Origin of the sequence: Halomonas sp. Ps84H-12 (assembly GCF_024124725.1) — a bacterium.
In the GTDB taxonomy this organism is placed as follows: domain Bacteria; phylum Pseudomonadota; class Gammaproteobacteria; order Pseudomonadales; family Halomonadaceae; genus Vreelandella; species Vreelandella aquamarina.
In genome coordinates, this window is sequence record NZ_JAMXSJ010000003.1 from 51,403 (window position 1) to 69,819 (window position 18,417).

Annotated in this window: 17 protein-coding genes and 1 tRNA gene; 12 read left to right on the forward strand and 6 right to left on the reverse strand. The window is 54.8% G+C overall.

Annotated elements, in window-relative coordinates:
* Positions 1-65: 65 nt before the first annotated feature.
* The 3 genes from dusB to purH are packed head-to-tail and all read left to right on the forward strand — an operon-like array spanning position 66 to position 3,055.
* Positions 66-1,106: a tRNA dihydrouridine synthase DusB gene (gene dusB / locus NH344_RS02070; RefSeq protein ID WP_089675701.1), complete on the forward strand. Its 1,041-nt coding sequence runs from the start codon at positions 66-68 to the stop codon at positions 1,104-1,106.
* Positions 1,103-1,426 (forward strand): DNA-binding transcriptional regulator Fis, encoded by a 324-nt coding sequence (gene fis, locus NH344_RS02075; RefSeq protein ID WP_044627999.1) that lies wholly within the window; start codon positions 1,103-1,105, stop codon positions 1,424-1,426. The genes dusB and fis overlap by 4 nt, the downstream gene beginning before the upstream one ends.
* 48 nt (positions 1,427-1,474) lie before the next feature.
* Positions 1,475-3,055 (forward strand): bifunctional phosphoribosylaminoimidazolecarboxamide formyltransferase/IMP cyclohydrolase, encoded by a 1,581-nt coding sequence (gene purH / locus NH344_RS02080; protein ID WP_089675700.1) that lies wholly within the window; start codon positions 1,475-1,477, stop codon positions 3,053-3,055.
* Between the two features lie 73 nt (positions 3,056-3,128).
* Here the strand turns inward: purH and NH344_RS02085 are convergent, their stop codons facing one another.
* Positions 3,129-4,589: an NAD-dependent succinate-semialdehyde dehydrogenase gene (locus NH344_RS02085; protein WP_089675699.1), complete on the reverse strand. Its 1,461-nt coding sequence runs from the start codon at positions 4,587-4,589 to the stop codon at positions 3,129-3,131.
* A gap of 113 nt (positions 4,590-4,702) precedes the next feature.
* Entirely contained in the window at positions 4,703-5,254 is a 552-nt protein-coding gene (gene folE, locus NH344_RS02090; RefSeq protein WP_044628002.1) for a GTP cyclohydrolase I FolE, read from the reverse strand.
* 343 nt (positions 5,255-5,597) lie between these two features.
* On the opposite strand from folE, the gene NH344_RS02095 reads away from it, so the two are divergent.
* Positions 5,598-6,191 carry a hypothetical protein gene (locus NH344_RS02095; RefSeq protein ID WP_044628003.1) on the forward strand — a complete coding sequence of 198 codons (594 nt, stop codon included), beginning with the start codon at positions 5,598-5,600 and terminating at the stop codon, positions 6,189-6,191.
* A gap of 89 nt (positions 6,192-6,280) precedes the next feature.
* On the opposite strand, the gene NH344_RS02100 is transcribed toward NH344_RS02095, so the two are convergent.
* Positions 6,281-7,255 (reverse strand): serine/threonine protein kinase, encoded by a 975-nt coding sequence (locus NH344_RS02100; protein WP_054641505.1) that lies wholly within the window; start codon positions 7,253-7,255, stop codon positions 6,281-6,283.
* 31 nt (positions 7,256-7,286) lie between these two features.
* Entirely contained in the window at positions 7,287-7,988 is a 702-nt protein-coding gene (locus tag NH344_RS02105; RefSeq protein WP_063610140.1) for a ComF family protein, read from the reverse strand.
* Between the two features lie 91 nt (positions 7,989-8,079).
* On the opposite strand from NH344_RS02105, the gene NH344_RS02110 reads away from it, so the two are divergent.
* Positions 8,080-8,164: transfer RNA gene (locus NH344_RS02110), tRNA-Leu, on the forward strand.
* A gap of 269 nt (positions 8,165-8,433) precedes the next feature.
* On the forward strand, positions 8,434-9,426 hold the full coding sequence (locus NH344_RS02115; protein WP_054641504.1) for a hypothetical protein: 993 nt from the start codon (positions 8,434-8,436) through the stop codon (positions 9,424-9,426).
* 70 nt (positions 9,427-9,496) lie between these two features.
* Here NH344_RS02115 and NH344_RS02120 read toward each other — a convergent pair whose 3' ends face one another.
* A complete protein-coding gene (locus NH344_RS02120; RefSeq protein ID WP_044628007.1) occupies positions 9,497-10,258 on the reverse strand; it encodes an SDR family oxidoreductase in 762 nt (253 codons plus the stop codon).
* A gap of 199 nt (positions 10,259-10,457) precedes the next feature.
* On the opposite strand from NH344_RS02120, the gene NH344_RS02125 reads away from it, so the two are divergent.
* From NH344_RS02125 to NH344_RS02140, 4 genes are all read left to right on the forward strand, one after another.
* Complete coding sequence (locus tag NH344_RS02125) at positions 10,458-10,946, forward strand: FxsA family protein (RefSeq protein WP_044628008.1); 489 nt, start codon at positions 10,458-10,460, stop codon at positions 10,944-10,946.
* A gap of 228 nt (positions 10,947-11,174) precedes the next feature.
* Entirely contained in the window at positions 11,175-11,468 is a 294-nt protein-coding gene (locus NH344_RS02130; protein ID WP_044628009.1) for a co-chaperone GroES, read from the forward strand.
* Positions 11,469-11,524: 56 nt separating this feature from the next.
* The gene (groL, locus tag NH344_RS02135) at positions 11,525-13,168 is read left to right on the forward strand and encodes a chaperonin GroEL (protein WP_089675698.1); all 1,644 of its coding nucleotides are present in this window, start codon (positions 11,525-11,527) and stop codon (positions 13,166-13,168) included.
* A gap of 145 nt (positions 13,169-13,313) precedes the next feature.
* A complete protein-coding gene (locus NH344_RS02140; RefSeq protein WP_044628011.1) occupies positions 13,314-14,048 on the forward strand; it encodes an RNA methyltransferase in 735 nt (244 codons plus the stop codon).
* Positions 14,049-14,137: 89 nt separating this feature from the next.
* Here the strand turns inward: NH344_RS02140 and NH344_RS02145 are convergent, their stop codons facing one another.
* Positions 14,138-15,481, reverse strand: a complete 1,344-nt coding sequence (locus NH344_RS02145) for a Na+/H+ antiporter NhaC family protein (RefSeq protein ID WP_089675697.1) — start codon at positions 15,479-15,481, stop codon at positions 14,138-14,140.
* A 207-nt stretch (positions 15,482-15,688) separates the two neighbouring features.
* On the opposite strand from NH344_RS02145, the gene NH344_RS02150 reads away from it, so the two are divergent.
* Together NH344_RS02150 and NH344_RS02155 are read left to right on the forward strand one after the other, a co-directional pair.
* Complete coding sequence (locus tag NH344_RS02150) at positions 15,689-17,083, forward strand: GntP family permease (protein ID WP_058577754.1); 1,395 nt, start codon at positions 15,689-15,691, stop codon at positions 17,081-17,083.
* A 62-nt stretch (positions 17,084-17,145) separates the two neighbouring features.
* Entirely contained in the window at positions 17,146-18,354 is a 1,209-nt protein-coding gene (locus NH344_RS02155; RefSeq protein ID WP_058577755.1) for an MFS transporter, read from the forward strand.
* The last annotated feature ends 63 nt before the right edge of the window (positions 18,355-18,417 follow it).

Here is an 18,417-nt window from a genome sequence, read left to right on the forward strand (position 1 = left end):
GGCGTATCATACGCCCCCTTGAAACGTCCTACTCGTCGATTTCATGCCTACCAAAGTGCACCGCAATGACCTTGATGATTACTTCGCCACCTGCGATTGGGCCTTACCAACTGCCTAACCCGGTAATGCTGGCCCCCATGGCGGGCGTCACCGACCGCCCGTTTCGCCAGCTCTGCCGTCGGCTAGGGGCTGGCTGGGTGGTGGGTGAAATGGTCACCGCTGACCCTTCACTATGGCATACCCGTAAATCTCAGCTACGCATGGATCATCAAGGCGAGCCCGCCCCCCGGGTAGTGCAAATTGCCGGTGGCGATGCCGAGATGCTGGCCCAGGCCGCCCGACTTAATGCTGAGCTTGGCGCGCAAATCATCGACATCAACATGGGCTGCCCAGCGAAAAAGGTCTGCAACAAGGCGGCGGGCTCTGCCCTAATGCGCGATGAAGCGCTAGTTGCTGAGATTTTAGATGCCGTAGTGAGCTCAGTGGATATTCCCGTCACGCTCAAGATACGCACCGGCTGGTGCGCTGCGTCGAACAATGCACTGCGCATTGCCAAACTGGCAGAGTCTGCAGGCATTCAGGCTTTGGCTGTCCATGGCCGTCACCGGGAACAGCGCTATACTGGTGAGGCTGAATACGACACGATTGCTGAGATTAAGTCACACCTTGCTATCCCGGTGATTGCCAACGGCGATATCACGTCGCCCGAAAAGGCTGCCTATGTGTTGCGCTATACCGGCGCAGATGCCGTAATGATAGGCCGAGGCGCTCAGGGAAATCCGTGGATTTTTCAACAGATCACCCACTACTTAACTCATGGTGAACGGTTAGCACCACCCAGTTTGACAGAGCGCTGCCAGATACTACTTGAGCATCTGCAGGCACTGCATGCGTTCTATGGCGACACCATGGGCGTACGCATCGCACGCAAACATGTCGGCTGGTATCTCAATGACGACCAGCGCTTTTCAGACGCTGAACAGCGAGCACTCAAGCAGCAGTTTAATGCCCTTGCCTCGACTGAAGCGCAGTTTGACTGGATTAATAACGCCATGACCCACGACGCCGCTCAGCGTCTGCTAGCCAAAGGAAGCCATGCGGCATGACTGAACGCAACCTGCTCTCCAGCGAACGCTCCTCCCATCTCTCTGGCACGCTAGCAGACCCTTCCGACAGTGCCCAGCCACAGCCGCTAAGAGAAGCGGTTGAGATGGCAATGCGCCGCTACTTCGAACATCTCGATGGCAGCCAAACTACCGATTTGTATGCCATGGTGATGGCAGAGGTGGAAGCTCCTCTGTTGGCATGCGTGATGGAGCACACCGATGGCAACCAAACGCGCGCGGCGGATGTGCTTGGTTTAAACCGTGGCACGCTGCGCAAAAAGCTTAAGCTGTATGGATTAATTGAAAGTGACGCCCCTTAAAGGGGCGTTGTTGTTTTAAACTCCGACCTGCACACGACGAGCACCCTTATGGCCGATAGTACCGCTACCCCCGTTCGCCGCGCCCTGCTGAGCGTATCCGATAAAACTGGCATCGTAGAGTTTGCCCGCGGCCTCGCCGAACATGGCGTCGAGCTGCTATCCACTGGCGGCACCTTCCGCTTACTGCAAGAGAACAGTATTGCGGTTAAGGAAGTATCTGAGCACACCGGTTTTCCAGAGATTATGGATGGACGCGTTAAAACACTGCATCCAAAAATTCACGGCGGCATTTTGGCACGCCGCGGCCAGGACGACGCTGTCATGGCGGAGAATGACATCTCACCAATCGACATGGTGGTGGTGAATCTTTACCCCTTTGCCGCCACGGTCGCCAAGCCAGACTGCACGCTAGAAGACGCCATCGAGAATATCGATATCGGTGGCCCCACCATGGTACGTGCCTGCGCCAAAAACCACGCGTATACTACGATTGTGGTTAACGCCAGCGACTACGACCGGGTACTGGGCGAACTTAATGACCACTCTGGCCAAGTGAGCGCCGCCACCCGTTTTGATCTAGCCGTTAAAGCGTTTGAGCATACCGCTGGTTACGACGGCGCCATCGCCGACTATCTTGGCCGTCAGGTAGCCAGCGAAGACGCCACCTTTGCCCGCACCTTCAACCTGCAGCTGCATAAAAAGCAGGACATGCGTTACGGTGAAAACCCGCATCAGAAAGCGGCTTTCTATGTGGACCCCGCCGCCAGCGAGCCAAGCGTTGCTACGGCCAAAACGCTTCAAGGCAAACCGCTCTCTTTCAATAACGTGGCTGACACTGACGCGGCGTTTGAGTGCGTAAAAGCCTTTGAGAATACCGCCTGTGTCATCGTCAAGCACGCCAACCCTTGCGGCGTTGCCGTGGGCGCAACGGCTCTGGAAGCTTACGAGAAAGCTTTCGCGACCGACCCGACCAGCGCCTTTGGCGGCATTATCGCCTTCAATGTACCGCTGGATGCCAAGACTGCACGCGCGATTATTGACCGCCAGTTTGTCGAAGTCATTATCGCTCCAGGGGTCAGCGACGACGCAGCCGCCATTGTGGCCGAGAAGCAGAACGTGCGCCTACTGGACGTAAGCGCTCATTGGCCCGGTACGGCGCAGCCTGCATTTGACTTCAAACGCGTGAATGGCGGCCTGCTGGTGCAGGATCGTGATCAAGGCATGGTCACTGAAGATGAGCTTACCGTGGTAAGCGAACGCGCTCCGTCTGAAGAAGAAATCCGCGACCTTGCCTTTGCATGGCGAGTAGCAAAGTTCGTGAAATCCAATGCGATTGTTTACGCCAAAGCAGGCCAAACGATTGGCGTAGGCGCAGGCCAAATGAGCCGGGTTTACTCGGCTAAAATTGCCGGCATTAAAGCGGCAGATGAAGGGCTTTCCGTTCCTGGTTCAGTGATGGCTTCTGACGCCTTCTTCCCCTTCCGAGACGGCATCGATGCCGCCGCAGCAGCGGGCATTACGGCGGTTATCCAGCCTGGCGGCTCCATGCGCGACCAGGAAGTGATTGATGCCGCTAACGAAGCAGGCATTGCCATGGTATTTACCGGCATGCGCCACTTCCGCCACTAATCAGAGGATAGCCTCCTGCATTAACAAAAGCCCTCACTTGCTCCAAGTGAGGGCTTTTTCGGTCTAGGACGTATTACTTGCCAAGATCAATGCACAGGTATTTCGTTTCCAGATACTCTTCTAAGCCTTGATGGCCACCTTCACGGCCAAGACCCGACGCTTTCACCCCGCCAAAGGGTGCCGCCGCATTGGAAATAAGCCCGGTGTTAATGCCCACCATGCCATACTCCAACGCCTCCGCTACGCGCCACACGCGAGCCAAATCGCGAGAGTAGAAGTAAGAAGCCAAGCCATACTGGGTGTCGTTGGCCATCACAATGGCGGTCTCTTCGTCATCAAAGGGGAAAACGGCTGCCAGCGGGCCAAACGTCTCTTCGTGGGCCACTTTCATTGCATCGGTAGCAAAGCTGATCAGCGTTGGTGTGAAATAGTTGCCACCCAAGGGGTGCGGGTGTCCACCCAGAAGCAGCTCCGCACCGTTATCAATGGCATCTTGAACGTGCTCACTGACTTTCTTAACAGCATTCTCGTCAATGAGCGGGCCAATATTAATATTTGGCTCTGTTCCATTCCCCACCTTTAGCTCACTGTTCATTGCAACGGCAAGTTTTTCACAAAACGCGTTAATGACGCTGGATTGCACCAGAAAGCGGTTAGTACATACACAGGTTTGCCCGGCGTTACGGAATTTAGCCGCCATGGCACCTTCAACAGCCGCGTCTAAGTCCGCATCTTCAAAAACGATAAACGGCGCATTGCCCCCCAGTTCCAAAGAAATTTTCTGGATATGCTCAGCGGCCTGAGCCATCAGAGTGCGCCCCACCTCAGTCGAGCCCGTGAAGGTGATCTTACGGACTTTGGGAGATTCTGTAAGCGCTTTCGCGATGTCAGACGCACTGCCTGGCACCACATTGAAAACCCCACGGGGAATGCCAGCACGTTCGGCGAGTAACGCCAGCGCAGTGGCGGAAAAAGGCGTTTGACTGGCGGGCTTCACCACAATGGTACAGCCAGCAGCCAGTGCCGCCCCTGCTTTACGAGTAATCATCGCAGCGGGAAAATTCCACGGCGTAATCGCGCCAACAACGCCTACCGGCTGTTTCGTCACCACAATACGCTGATTAGCATTGGCGGCAGGAATGGTTTCACCATAAACACGGCGAGCTTCTTCAGCAAACCAGCGTAAGAAGCTCGCGGCGTAGGCAATTTCACCTTCTGCTTCTCTTACTGGCTTGCCCTGCTCATAGGTCATCAGCAGAGCAAGGTCATGCTTGTGTTCAAGCATTAGGTCATGCCACTTGAGCAATAAGTCTGCCCGTTCCTGAGCGGTTAACGCCCGCCATGACGGCAGCGCCGCATCGGCAGCACCAATGGCACGTTCGGTTTCCGCCTTACCTAGGCGTGGCATCTCACCAACCGACTCACCAGTGGCTGGGTTCAAAACGTTGATTTGCTCACCGCTGTCGGCGGCTACCCAACTGCCGTCAATATAGGCAAACGGGCAATACAGCTGTGTTTCTTTCAGCGCTTCCATGACAGACTCCTGACCAAATGACGGCCTTGCAGGCTCATTTACTTGTTCATGCTAAGACGAAACGAGGCATTTAACCAAGCCTTTGACATGAAACCTGCTGAGTTTCACTCAGGTCAGTTGATCAGCGTTAAAAATTCTTGGCGCGTTGCCTGGCTACTGCGAAAACCTCCCAACATAACCGATGAGGTCATACTGGAATTTTGCTTTTCCACACCGCGCATCATCATGCAGAGGTGGCGGGCCTCAATCACAACAGCCACCCCTCTTGCCTGAGTAACCTGCTGAACCGCCTCGGCGATTTCACGCGTTAAATTCTCTTGGATTTGCATTCGACGTGCATACATATCGACGATACGAGCAAATTTGGAAAGGCCCAGCACCCTGCCACTCGGCAGATAGGCGATATGGCATTTGCCGATAAAAGGCAGTAAATGGTGCTCACACATGGAGTAGAGCTCGATATCTTTGACCAGCACCATCTCATCGGTCTGTGACTCAAAAACGGCCCCATTCACTATTTCTTCTAATGATTGATGATAACCAGCATTTAAAAACTGCATGGCTTTAGCTGCGCGCTTTGGTGTATCTCGCAGCCCTTCACGGTCAGGGTTTTCACCGAGCGCGGAAATAATTTGACGGTAGTGTTGGGCGAGATCGTCGGTCATTGTAGGCCTCATCAAAACTGTGCTTATTCGCTATCACTTAATCGCCTTGCAGCAATGTTATCGCGCCAGCGAGCTTCCATTATCGGCAAGCCACTGAGTAGCTTACGGTCTCTTCCGTTTAGCTGCCTTACCTTGCGAGTGCTAGCTGAACCCTTTATCCTGTACAAAAAATATATATCAATCAATTTATGCACAATACTAACAGTAGATTAATCTATTTTAACGCACCTATGCAGGCTGTGGCAGAGTGACACGCACCCCCCTTCGGCACTAATTGAGCTGTGCTATGATAAGAGCACAATTTTCCTGCTAATAGTGCAGGGGCCACTGTTGAGAGTATGCCATGTCATTTAAATCATCGCCCTTTTGGCTAACTGCCCTGCTGGGTCCTTTCTTTGTATCACCTTTGCACGCAGAAGAGTCGGCGCTGGAACTTCCCAGCGGCGCGAAAGTAGGCGTTGAAGTCGTTGAAGCTTTGAAGTTTGATAGCAGCGAAAAACGTTACAGCGATATTCTGCTGCATCCAAAACAAGCAAGCGGCACCACCCATTCACTGCCTGAATACTGCTTGTTAGTAGCCAATGCGCAATTAAACGGTGATCGCGTCCGTATTACTACCCAAGATGCAACCTGCATTGAAACCCACGATTCAGAAAGCGCCATCTACTCAGGCACTTTTTCAGCCAGCGCCTATGCAGAAGATGGCCAGTATGGTCTTGCCTGCGACGACGGCTCCTGTTCATTAACTCCTGGACAACCCTTCGTCTTGGCATTAGATCAAAGCGTCCGTATTGATGCTCAAGACAATCCCTCGGCTGACATTAATGCCATCCGTCGCCAAGCCAATGGGGAAGGTGTCGGCAACCCTATTCCGGGTGAGCGTCCAGACCCTGACCAAAGCGTAGAAAACCCAGCCCCGATAGAACAGCCTGAGTAGTCAACCTGCAAGACCCAGGCGGCCCTTCGCGAGCATCTCACTAAGGGTCGCCTTTAAAGGTACAAGATAAAACTAATCCAGCCGATGCATTAGGCCAACCATAATGGCTTATCCAGGTGCAGTAGTTGCTGCTCAAGCTGGCGAATATGCTGATCCCAATAGCCACTTTCTGCCAGCCAGGGAAATGCCCGAGGAAAGGCAGGATCATCCCACCGAGTTACCAGCCACGCCGCGTGACGTATTAAGCGGTAAGCACGCAATGGCTCAATAAGCGACATTTGCTGATGGGGAAACGGACTTGTCTCTTCATAGCCTTCTATCATCTCACTGAGTTGCGCCCGCCATAGCTGCGGATTTTCCATGGGCAGCAGCATCCATATATCTTGGATGGCGGGCGCCATCAGGCAATCATCAAAATCGACAAGCGTAAATGTCTCATCGCGACCAAGTATATTGCCTAAATGGCAGTCTCCATGGGTACGTATCATGCTTGCAGAAGGGATATGTACTGTCTCAAGTTGGCGGCGAATCTTATCGACTGCGTTTTGATAGGCGCGGGTTTGATGATTATTAAGCCAAGGGCTTGTCACTACGCGCTGCTCGGCCTCGGTCACCCCTTCACTGAGCAATAGCGTTCCACGATGCTGAAACGGCTTTTTAGCAGCCACTTCATGAAGTTGACCCAGCACCTCACCTAAGGCAAATAGATGGGCAGGGTTATCTAACTCGGGCGCTTGTCCTATGCACTGTGGGAATAAGGCAAAGCGAAACTGCTGATACTCATGCAACGATACATCTTGGCCATTGCGCCACGGTGCCACCACCGAAACGCCCGCCTGCGTTAACTCGGTTAAAAAATCATGCTCTTCCTGAATAGCCTCATTTGACCAGCGGTTTGGCCGATAGAATTTCACGACCCAGCGGCCACCGTCGTCATCACGAAACATCAGCACACGATTCTCATAGCTATTGAGAGCAAACGGTTCGCCAGCAGGCCAAATACCTATCGACTCAACGGCTGACATAACCAGATCAGGCGAAAGCGCGCTAAACGGATGCGACATAGATGACTCCTTGGATGGGCTGCCTAGTTTATCAACTCTTCTGCAGCGGTGTACGGGCAGCGGCCCAAATATCAACGCGCTTGGCACCCTGTTCCAGCAGTACGGTCGCTAACGCATGGCCAGTGGCACCGGTTGTTACTACATCATCGATAATAGCCACATGCGCGGGCATCTCAGTGTCCACCATAAATGCACCTGCTAAGTTTTGCTGTCGCTCCCGGCGGTTTAAAGAGCGCTGAGAAGGCAAATGCTTAATACAATGCGCCTGCATCACCGGTAGATCCAACCGGTCGCCTAGCCGTTCAGCCAGCCACTGTGCCTGATTGAATCCGCGCTCTTTGGCACGCCCAGGATACATAGGTACAGGGAGCAATGCGCTGGCCATCTGGCTGGGGCACCGGGATAACATCAACTCAACTAGCAGCATTCCCGCACGCGGGGAGCCATGAAACTTAAAGTCGTGCACCAAGGAAGTTATCGTATCTTGGTAGCAAAGCGGCACTGTCGTGGTGGTAAAGCTAGGCGGCTCCGTCAGACAGTGACTACACCGTTTACCAGCCACCCCTGCCAGCGGCTCGGCACACTGCTCGCAGCTATGAAGATTCCAGGGGAGCAATGCAAAGCATTCATCGCACCACCCTGCACTTGATGAGCGCCCAGCAAGGCAAAATGCACAGTAGCCGGGCAGCCCCTGCTTGAGCCACTGGTTAATGGTCGCGATCCATTTCTTCACCGCTTCACGTCCCCCTTTACCCTCATGTTAAAAAATAGCGCTGCAAGATTTGACATTAGCGCAAATATTGATAAAATACGCCTCGTCTTCTGCGGATGTGGTGGAATTGGTAGACACGCTAGATTTAGGTTCTAGTGCCGTAAGGTGTGGGAGTTCGAGTCTCCCCATCCGCACCAATTTAAAGCGTATCATTTCAAATAATTCGGTAGCTTCATGCTAACCGAATTTTTTTGTTTCCAAACTCCCTCAAACTGCTCTAACTAGCTGACGAGCGCCTATTTTTACGCTACGTTAGCGACGACGCGCTGTGCTGCCATTAAAAGTCGATACAGAGCGCATGAATAGCCGAAGAGATCGCAAACGCGTTTTGAAATGGACCAAAGATATCGAAATGCATAAAGCACAATAATGCAGTGCGCATAATTAAAATTTTGGGGACAGACCTATGAAACCCGTCATTGCGTTTATTTGCCTTGGCACACTTACCGTCCTCTCGTTTCAAAGTCATGCTGCTGAGGAAGATAGCGATTTACCTGACTGGGCAGAGGAGCGCGTTGAGCCATTTCGAGCCAACGTTGGCAACTGGGTCGACAATACCTCTCGCAACATTGATGCATTTTTTGGGGGCGGCGAGTCCGCAACCGTCAATAATGAATCCTATCTGCGCCTTGGCCAGGAAATTGATTGGATGGAAGGTGATGGCACCAGCGGCGATATTAGTGTCCGCTACCGGATCGACTTGCCTACGACAGAAGAGCGTCTACGCCTAGTCATTGAAAGCGACCCCGAAGAATCACAAGGCACGTTGGCAGATCAAGGCTCCGGCCGCCTCTATAACGACCAGCGTGACCGCAGCACCTCCACCTTTGGCCTGGACTGGCTAGAGAGCCGTGATAAGCGCGAAAACTGGAGCAACCGAATTGGCGCGGGTATTCGCCTTCGCATGCCTCTGGACCCTTACGTACGCTTTACCAGTGAGCGGCTTTGGGATATTGGCGACGGCCCCTGGCAGTTAGAGTCTTTCAACCGAGTATCCTGGTTTAATAATGATGGTTACTCAGCGCGTACTACTTGGGACATGGGCCGACCGCTATCGGAAAATCGCCATCTACGCTTCATTACCACAGTTCAATGGCGCGAAGAAGAAGACACCTTAGAATATAGCGAAGTGGCTGAGCTGAATCAGCGACTAAATGACCGCAGCGCCATGCGCTACTCTGCCATTGCGATTGGTGAAAGCGCTTCTAACCCGCGCATGACCAATTACTACCTACAGACGCGCTACCGTCGCGATCTTCATAAAGGGATTCTGTTTGGCGATGTGATTCCTGAACTGCATTTCCAGCGTGAAGATAGCTACGACCCGCGCTGGGCAATGACCGTACGCCTAGAAATGTACTTTCAGCGGGCAATTCAGCGGGACTACTTTGAGTTTTAGCGCTACTTAACACAAACCCCTAGCCGATGAGCATCAGCGCACTATATGGCCAATGCTCATCGCTTTTTGGTTAAAGCCGCAAACCACCGTCGCATTCAATAATACGTGCAGTGAAGTAGTCGTTATCAAACACAAACGCCACGCTTTGAGCAATATGGTCAGGCTCACCTAAATGCTTTAATGGAACGCTGGCAGCAATTCTTTCCAGCATGTCTGGGCGCATTGAGGCAGTCATCTCAGTCTCGATAAACCCTGGCGCCACAGTGCCGGTGCGAATTCCATAGCGCGCCAGCTCTTTCCCCCACGTCACCGTTAGCGCATGCACCCCCGCCTTTGCCGCTGCGTAGTTACTTTGCCCCATATTACCCGCACGGGAAATACTAGAAATATTGACGATAACGCCTTCGTGCCCAGCCTCAACCATGTGTGTCGCCGCTTCACGCCCACATAGGAATACACCCGTTAGGTTAACGTCCAGCACACGCTGCCATGAAGCGAGCGACATGCGCTTTTCTACAACGCCACCTTTCGCTTTAATCAACATCCCATCGTCAGTAATGCCTGCATTATTCACACAGCCACTGACAGGCCCCAAGCGCTGGCCGATATCAGCGAAGGCATGCTGAACCGATTGCTCGTCTGCCACATTAGCAACAAATGCATGGGCAGATACGCCCTCAGAACCAAGCGCAGAGACCGCGCCATCTAAAGCCTCTGCACTCATATCAATGAGGGCAATCTGAGCCCCCTGCTTGCCTAACCGCTTGGCAATGGCAAACCCTAATCCACGGGCACCACCGGTAATCGCCACCACTTTTTTATCTAATTGCATCTCTTTCTCCTTAAGCAAGCGTGCTGACAGCTAGCGAGTACCAACAACACGCACTCTCTGCACCTACATTTGTGCACCGCAGCATATAAGAGCCAGTTTAAAATATCGAGCGGCCTTTGGCTTGCCAAACCACACTTGCTGCTTGTTTTTTATATTTCTGTCACCATATTCAACGATTACGCCTGTTTTGGAGTCGCCCATGCCTATTCTTCTCTTTATTTCGCTGTTCACTCTACTGGACTTTGTGCTGCTTTTTACCATCGGCGGCCAAATAGGCCTGCTAACCACGCTTTTATTAGTGCTAGGCACAGGCTTTATCGGGCTTTACCTCATTCGCAAGGAAGGCGTTTCTACTTTTGCCCGCGCACGCCAGCGCATGCAGATGGGTGAAATACCTTCCCAAGAGCTGCTTACTGGAGCTGCGCTAATCTTTGGTGGGGCGCTTTTGCTCGCCCCGGGGTTTCTATCGGATGCACTGGGCATTGCCTGCCTCATACCCAATGCGCGCCAGTTGCTGATGAAAGCGCTGACCTGGGCGGGGCTCAAAACCGCAACGGCCAAGCAACACACTTACCAGAGCGGCTCTTCAGGCTGGGAGCAGAACACTCAGCGCGACTATTCCAACACGCAAAACGGCCCAATTGAGGGAGAGTTTATTAGCGGCGACGATACGCCTCGTCGGCGCTAAGTGCTTATCGCCTTTGAAAACCGCTATTGTGTAATTTTTTTCTTATCCACCCCTTGAAAGGTGTTGGCTAGCCCCCATTTTTGAGTCAGCACACAGGTTCGGTGAAAGCTACGCTTTCGCCATAAACATGAAGGCAACGTGCCTTCACTTTCCGAGGGCTTAGCCCACGGAAATCACTTTAAGCTAACTGCCCCTAGGGGCTTTGACGAACCTCAGGAGAACGTGAGCATGAATATCCGTCCTTTGCACGATCGCGTTGTGATCCGTCGCGTGGAAGAAGAGCAGAAAACCGCTGGCGGCATCGTGCTACCGGGTAATGCACAGGAAAAACCCACGCGTGGCGAAATCCTGGCTGTTGGCAATGGCCGCATTCTCGACAACGGCGACGTACGCCCGCTGGATGTAAAAGTTGGCGATACGGTGATTTTCAAAGACGGCTACGGCGTTGAAAAGCAAAAAATCAACGGCGAAGAAGTTCTGATCATGAGCGAAGCCGATATCCTGGCCGTCGTTGAAGGCTAATCCGCATCGGCTACTTACTTTCACTTTTCTATTTCAATATTTAGGAAGTAACGAACATGGCAGCTAAGCAAGTTAAGTTTTCTGATGATGCTCGTAAACGCATGGCGCGCGGCGTCGACATTCTGGCAAACGCCGTAAAAGTTACGCTGGGCCCGAAAGGCCGCAACGTAGTGTTGGACAAGTCGTTTGGCGCACCGACTGTGACCAAAGATGGTGTATCGGTTGCCAAAGAGATCGAACTGAAAGACAAGTTCGAGAACATGGGTGCCCAGATGGTGAAAGAAGTCGCTTCCAAGACTTCCGACGCCGCCGGTGACGGTACCACCACGGCCACCGTTCTGGCACAGGCCATCGTAGCGGAAGGCCTGAAAGGCGTGACCGCGGGCATGAACCCGATGGATTTGAAACGCGGTATCGACCAAGCCGTGACCGCAGCGGTCAAAGAGATTCAGGCGATGTCCGTGCCCTGCACCGACACCAAGTCCATTGCGCAGGTAGGCACGATCTCTGCCAACGGCGACAAGCGCATTGGCGAAATCATCGCCGAAGCGATGGAAAAAGTCGGTAAAGAAGGCGTCATCACCGTTGACGAAGGTCGCGGCTTCGAAGACGAATTGGAAGTGGTCGAAGGTATGCAGTTCGACCGCGGCTACCTCTCGCCCTACTTCGTCACCAACCAAGACACCATGACCGTCGAGCTGGAAGATCCGTACATCCTGCTCGTCGACAAGAAGATCTCCAACATCCGCGAACTGCTGCCGGTGCTGGAAGCCGTTGCCAAGCAAGGCAAGCCGCTGGCCATCATCGCCGAAGATATCGAAGGCGAAGCGCTGGCGACGCTGGTCGTGAACAACATGCGTGGCATCGTGAAAGTCGCGGCTGCCAAAGCACCTGGCTTCGGCGACCGTCGCAAAGCCATGCTGCAGGATATCGCTATCCTGACGAACGGCACCGTGATCTCCGAAGAAGTAGGTCTGACCCTTGAGCAGGCGAACCTGGATCACCTGGGTACTGCCAAGCGCATGACCATGTCTAAAGAGAACACCACCATCATCGATGGCGCAGGTGCCGAGGACGACATCGAAGCACGCGTTAATCAAATCCGTGCGCAAATCGAAGAAACGTCCTCTGACTACGACAAAGAGAAGCTGCAAGAGCGCGTTGCCAAACTGGCAGGCGGCGTTGCCGTTATCCGCGTCGGTGCGGCGACCGAAGTCGAAATGAAAGAGAAGAAGGCCCGCGTCGAAGATGCGCTGCACTCGACTCGCGCTGCCGTAGAAGAAGGCGTCGTACCTGGCGGTGGTACTGCCCTGGTTCGCGTGATGGCCAAAGTACAGGGCCTGACCGGTGACAACGAAGATCAGAACCACGGTATCAACATGGCGCTGCGTGCCATGCAGGCACCGCTGCGTCAGATCGTCACCAACGCGGGCGAAGAAGCCGCTGTGGTCATCAATCGCGTCAAAGATGGTGAAGGCAACTTCGGTTACAACGCACAAACCAGCGAGTACGGCGACCTGTTCGAAATGGGTGTTCTCGACCCGGCAAAAGTAACCCGCACTGCATTGCAGTCTGCTGGTTCCGTTGCTGGCCTGATGATCACCACCGAGTGCATGATCGCCGACGACCCGGAAGAGAAAGAAGCTGCCCCGGATATGGGCGGCATGGGCGGAATGGGTGGCATGGGCGGCATGATGTGATGCACCCATGAGCCTAACGCTCTGACGTTGAACGTCATCAAGAACCCCGCTTCGGCGGGGTTCTTTCATTAGTACCGACGTCATGGCGTCATAAAGCGTGCTACCATCACCGACTTTATTTGGCAGCTTTTAGGTTCGACTTCCCGTGCTTTCCAATATTCGTATCGTGCTGGTGCAAACGTTCCACCCAGGCAACATAGGCGCAACAGCCCGCGCCATGAAAACCATGGGGTTGACGGAGCTCGTGCTGGTCAATCCTCGTACCTTCCCCGATGAAGAAGCCACTCGCCTAGCCGCCGGCGCAACGGACGTATTAGAAAACGCTCGCTGCGTAAAGACACTCGAAGAGGCCGTGAATGACTGCGTGCAAGTGGTCGGTGCCAGCGCTCGGCTGCGCAGCATGCCACTGCCCCATTTCGACGAGCCTGACGAGATGGCCCAGCAAGTCATCGACAACGCCCACCAAGCCCCGGTGGCCCTGGTATTTGGCCGCGAACGCTCCGGGTTGACCAACGATGAGATTCGCTGCTGCAGCCACCAAGTCAGCATTCCCGCCAATCCCGAGTATGGCATTCTCAATCTATCGCAAGCGGTTCAGATTCTAGCCTACGAAGTGCACCGCGCCTGGCGCAAGCGCAACGCCAGCGGCTATGAGTATCAGCGCCCGCTGGAAGCGACGCCGCCTAGTCGCCAACAGTTTGGCTATTTCCAGGAACATCTTGGCCGCTTGATGCAGCAAAGCGGTTTTTTAACCCAGCCCCACGCCCGTACCGAAGAGCAGCTTCAAGCGCTGTTTGCCCGTGCACAGCCTAGCCGCAAAGAGCTGTCCCTACTCCGTGGTCTGCTAAGTGCCTTTGAAGCGCACTTGCCTAAACAGTAACGTCTTATCCACTCAACGCGCTTTCATCAAGCACTTCCATCAAAAAAGGGCAGCCTCAGCGCTGCCCTTTTGGTAAGTATTGAGTGTGCTTAAAGCGTCATGGCCGCCAGCCAACCAAACGCAATCAGCGGAAGGTTATAGTGAAGGAAGGTCGGCACGACGCTATCCCACATATGGTCATGCTGGCCGTCCACGTTCAATCCTGAGGTGGGCCCCAAAGTGGAATCCGAGGCTGGCGACCCCGCATCGCCCAAAGCGGCAGCGGTGCCCACCAGCACTACGGTCGCCATGGGTGAGAAACCAAACTGCACGGCCAGTGGTACGAAGATCGCCGCAATGATGGGAATGGTTGAGAACGAAGAGCCGATGCCCAGGGTAATGAACAGGCCGACCAGCAGCATGACCAAAGCGGCCAAGCCACGATTATCGCCAAACAGATCGAAGGCACCCGCCACCAGCGAGTCGATATCGCCGGTAGCTTTCATGACTTCCGCAAAGCCTGCCGCCGAAATCATGATAAAGCCAATCAAAGCCATCATCCGCATACCGCTGGTGAACAAATCATCAGCCTCGCGCCATTTGAAAATACCACCCAATGACAGCAAGCCGATACCCACCAAGCCTCCAACGATCATCGAGCCAGTGTAGAGCTGAAGGCCTAACGCCGCCACGATCGCCACGCCTGACACGACTAACCCTAAGAGGTGCGGTTCGACAGGCGTGTGCGTCTGGCCATTGAGCGCGGCCACGTCCTTGCTCGCGTAGCTACGCTGGCCGCGATAGCTAAACAGTAGGGCGACCAACAGGCCCATGGCCATACCACCCACCGGAAGCGCCATGGCCATGGGCACCATGCCACGCGAGATTTCCAGCCCTAGTGGCTCTCCGGCACTGTTCAGGTTTGCCAACAAAATATCGTTCAAGAAGATCGCCCCGAATCCTACCGGCAGCAGCATATAGGGTGCCGTAAGACCAAAGGTCAGCGCGCAGGCCACGGCACGGCGGTCGAGTTGCAGGCGATTCATCACCGCCAGCAGCGGTGGAATCAGCACGGGAATGAACGCGATATGGACCGGAATGGCATTTTGTGAGGAGATGGCGACCAGTAACACGGCCACCAACAGCAACATCTTCACCCGCGCTTGGTGGGCGGCGGTCGCCTCTTTACCTAGCAAGGTGATCAATCGATTTGCCAGCATGTCCGGCAACCCAGAACGAGAGATGGCCACGGCAAAAGCGCCTAAGGTTGCGTACGCCAGCGCCACCTGCGCGCCTCCGCCGACGCCCTCGTTGAACGCGCTGAGCGTATCGTCCAGGGAAAGGCCTCCGACCAGCCCCCCTACTAACGCACCGACCACCAGCGCAAATACAACGGACACACGAAGAAGCGACAGTGCCACCATGACGAGCACTGCGAGAATTACTGCATTCATGGAAATACCCAGGGTTATTGGAAGGTCATCAACGCCAAAGGTGGCGGATTTTAACAGATGGGGCGCGCTTAAGCAGGCGAAAGTGACGCTCTCTTTTGGTTACGACTTTAGTCACAACACTATTGCTGCGATGCAATATAATACCTAGTATTCCGGCCTTTGTTTACACGCACCGATGACTAAATTAACAAATACTTTGGAGCCTGTATGGGCATGCTCGCTATTATCGTCTCATTGTTGCTGTTGATGCTGCTGGCCTACCGAGGTATCTCGGTCCTCCTGCTTGCGCCGTTAATGGCCGCGTTAGCGGTTTTACTATCAGGCGACGGCGCTTTTTTACTGCCGATTTACACCGACACCTTCATGGGCGCCCTGGGTAACTATGTTATGCAGTTCTTCCCGCTCTTCTTGCTTGGTGCGCTCTTCGGTCAGTTGATGGCAGATTCAGGCGCCGCGCAGTCCATTTCCAACGGTATCGTCAAGCGGCTGGGCACGCATCACGTGGTGCTGACGGTCGTCATGGCCTGCGCCGTTCTGACCTATGGCGGCGTCTCGCTGTTCGTCGTGGCCTTTGCCATTTACCCGATCAGCCGTGAGCTGTTCCGCCAGGCCAATGTGCCCAAGCGCCTCATCCCCGCCTCCATCGCTCTAGGCTCCTTCACCTTTACCATGACGGCGTTGCCCGGCACGCCAGCCATCCAAAACGCGATTCCCATCCCTTACTTTGGCACCAACAGCTTCGCGGCACCGGGGCTTGGCATCATTGCTGGGTCGATCATGCTAGGCCTAGGAACGTTCTACCTTCAGTCGCGAGTCAAGAAAGCCGCTGCCCAAGGGGAGGGTTACGGTACTCACACGGAGCGTGAAACCGATACCCACAGCGACACCGACACAGCACCCGGCATGCCGCTGGCCATCGCGTTGATCCCACTGGTTATGGTGATTGGCCTCAATGCCCTCTTTACTTACGGGGTATTCCCGGCCATGGACCTGAGCTTCATCAGCGACGCGTTCGATAACGTCACACCCAGCCGACAGACCGGGCTTTGGGCCATTCTGATTGCCCTGCTGAGCGCCTCGGCTTGGCTGATCATCACCCGCTGGCGCCACTGGCAAGACTTGAAAGCCACCATCAATCAAGGCTGCTTTGGTTCGCTGCTACCTATTTTCAACACGGCCTCTGAAGTGGGTTACGGCGCGGTCATCGCCAGCTTGGCAGGCTTTGCCATCCTTCGCGATGCGGTGCTCAATGTCTCCCCCGGCAACCCCCTCATCTCCGAAGCCATGGCCATGAGCGTGCTGGCGGGGATTACCGGCTCCTCATCGGGCGGCTTGTCGATTGCCTTGCAAACCTTGGGTAGCGAGTATCTGGCCATGGCGCAACAGGCTGGCATCGACCCAGAACTCATGCACCGCGTGGCGACGCTGGCCGCGGGCGGCATGGATACGCTCCCCCACTCCGGCGCTGTCATCACACTTCTGGCCATCTGCGGGCTGACCCACCGCCAGTCGTATGGCAATGTCGCCATGGTCACCATCGTGCTCCCCATCGCCGCGCTGATGAGTGTGATTACGCTCGGCACCCTATTTGGAAGCTTCTAAAGTCGCCAATGCCATGCGATAGTTGATTAACGCGTTAATCAATCCACCATAAGAGACGTGCCATGGCCCTTCAGAAACACCATACGCTACTGTTGATCGTGCTCGCCAGCTTGGTTATTTCCACGGCCATGGGGCTACGTCATGGGTTCGGGCTGTTTCTCGAGCCCATGAGCAGCGATTTCGGCTGGGGGCGCGGCATCTTTGCGTTCGCACTGGCCGTCCAAAACCTCATTTGGGGGCTGTCCCAGCCGTTTACCGGGGCGCTGGCCGACCGTTTTGGCGCGGCCAAAATCATCGTGGCGGGCGGCATCCTCTACGTACTGGGGCTCTGCTTCATGAGCCTCTCGAGCAGCGCGCTCGGCATGACTGTCAGCGCGGGTCTGCTGATTGGCTTCGGCCTATCGGGAACGACGTTTTCGGTGATTCTGGGCGCCGTCGGCCGGGCCGTTCCCGCTGAGAAGCGCAGCATGGCCATGGGGATCGTCAGTGCGGCGGGCTCGTTTGGTCAATTTGCCATGCTGCCCGGCACGCTGGGATTGATCGAGTGGCTAGGCTGGTCCTCTGCGCTGTTGGCCATGGGGGCGATTGCCGCACTCATGATACCGCTGGGCGCCATGCTCAAAGACCGGCCCAGCCCCAAGGCTCTGGGCGACTTAAGCCTGCGCGATGCGCTTAATGAAGCGGCGGGGCAAAAAGGATTTTGGCTACTTTGCCTGGGCTTTTTCGTCTGCGGCTTCCAAGTGGTATTCATTGCGGTCCACTTGCCGGGCTACCTGTTCGATAACGGCTTGGCCGTCCAAGTCGGCACCACGGTGCTCGCGCTGGTGGGCCTGTTCAATATCGTGGGCACCTACACCGCTGGCTGGATGGGAGGTATCTGGTCGAAACCGCGCCTATTGAGCTGGCTTTACCTCATCCGGGGCGTGATCATCACGGCTTTTATCGCCCTGCCCCTGACGACGACCAGCGCTTATCTCTTCGGGATCGCCATGGGGCTGTTATGGCTCTCCACCGTTCCGCTCACCAACGGTATCGTCGCATCGGTGTTTGGCGTTCGCCATCTCTCGATGTTGGGTGGTATCGTGTTTCTCTTTCATCAGCTGGGCTCGTTCATGGGCGTGTGGCTGGGTGGATTTTTGTACGACCTCACCGGCCACTACGATACGGTGTGGCAGATTGCCATCGTGCTGTCCGTGGTCGCCGCCGCGCTCCACTGGTTCATCAGTGAGAAGCCGCTGGCACGCCCCTCTGCGGGACAGGTGACGACATGATGCGTTCCAGTCTATGGTGGAGTTTGATTGCTCTACCGATAGTGAGTGGCTTGATATTGCTGG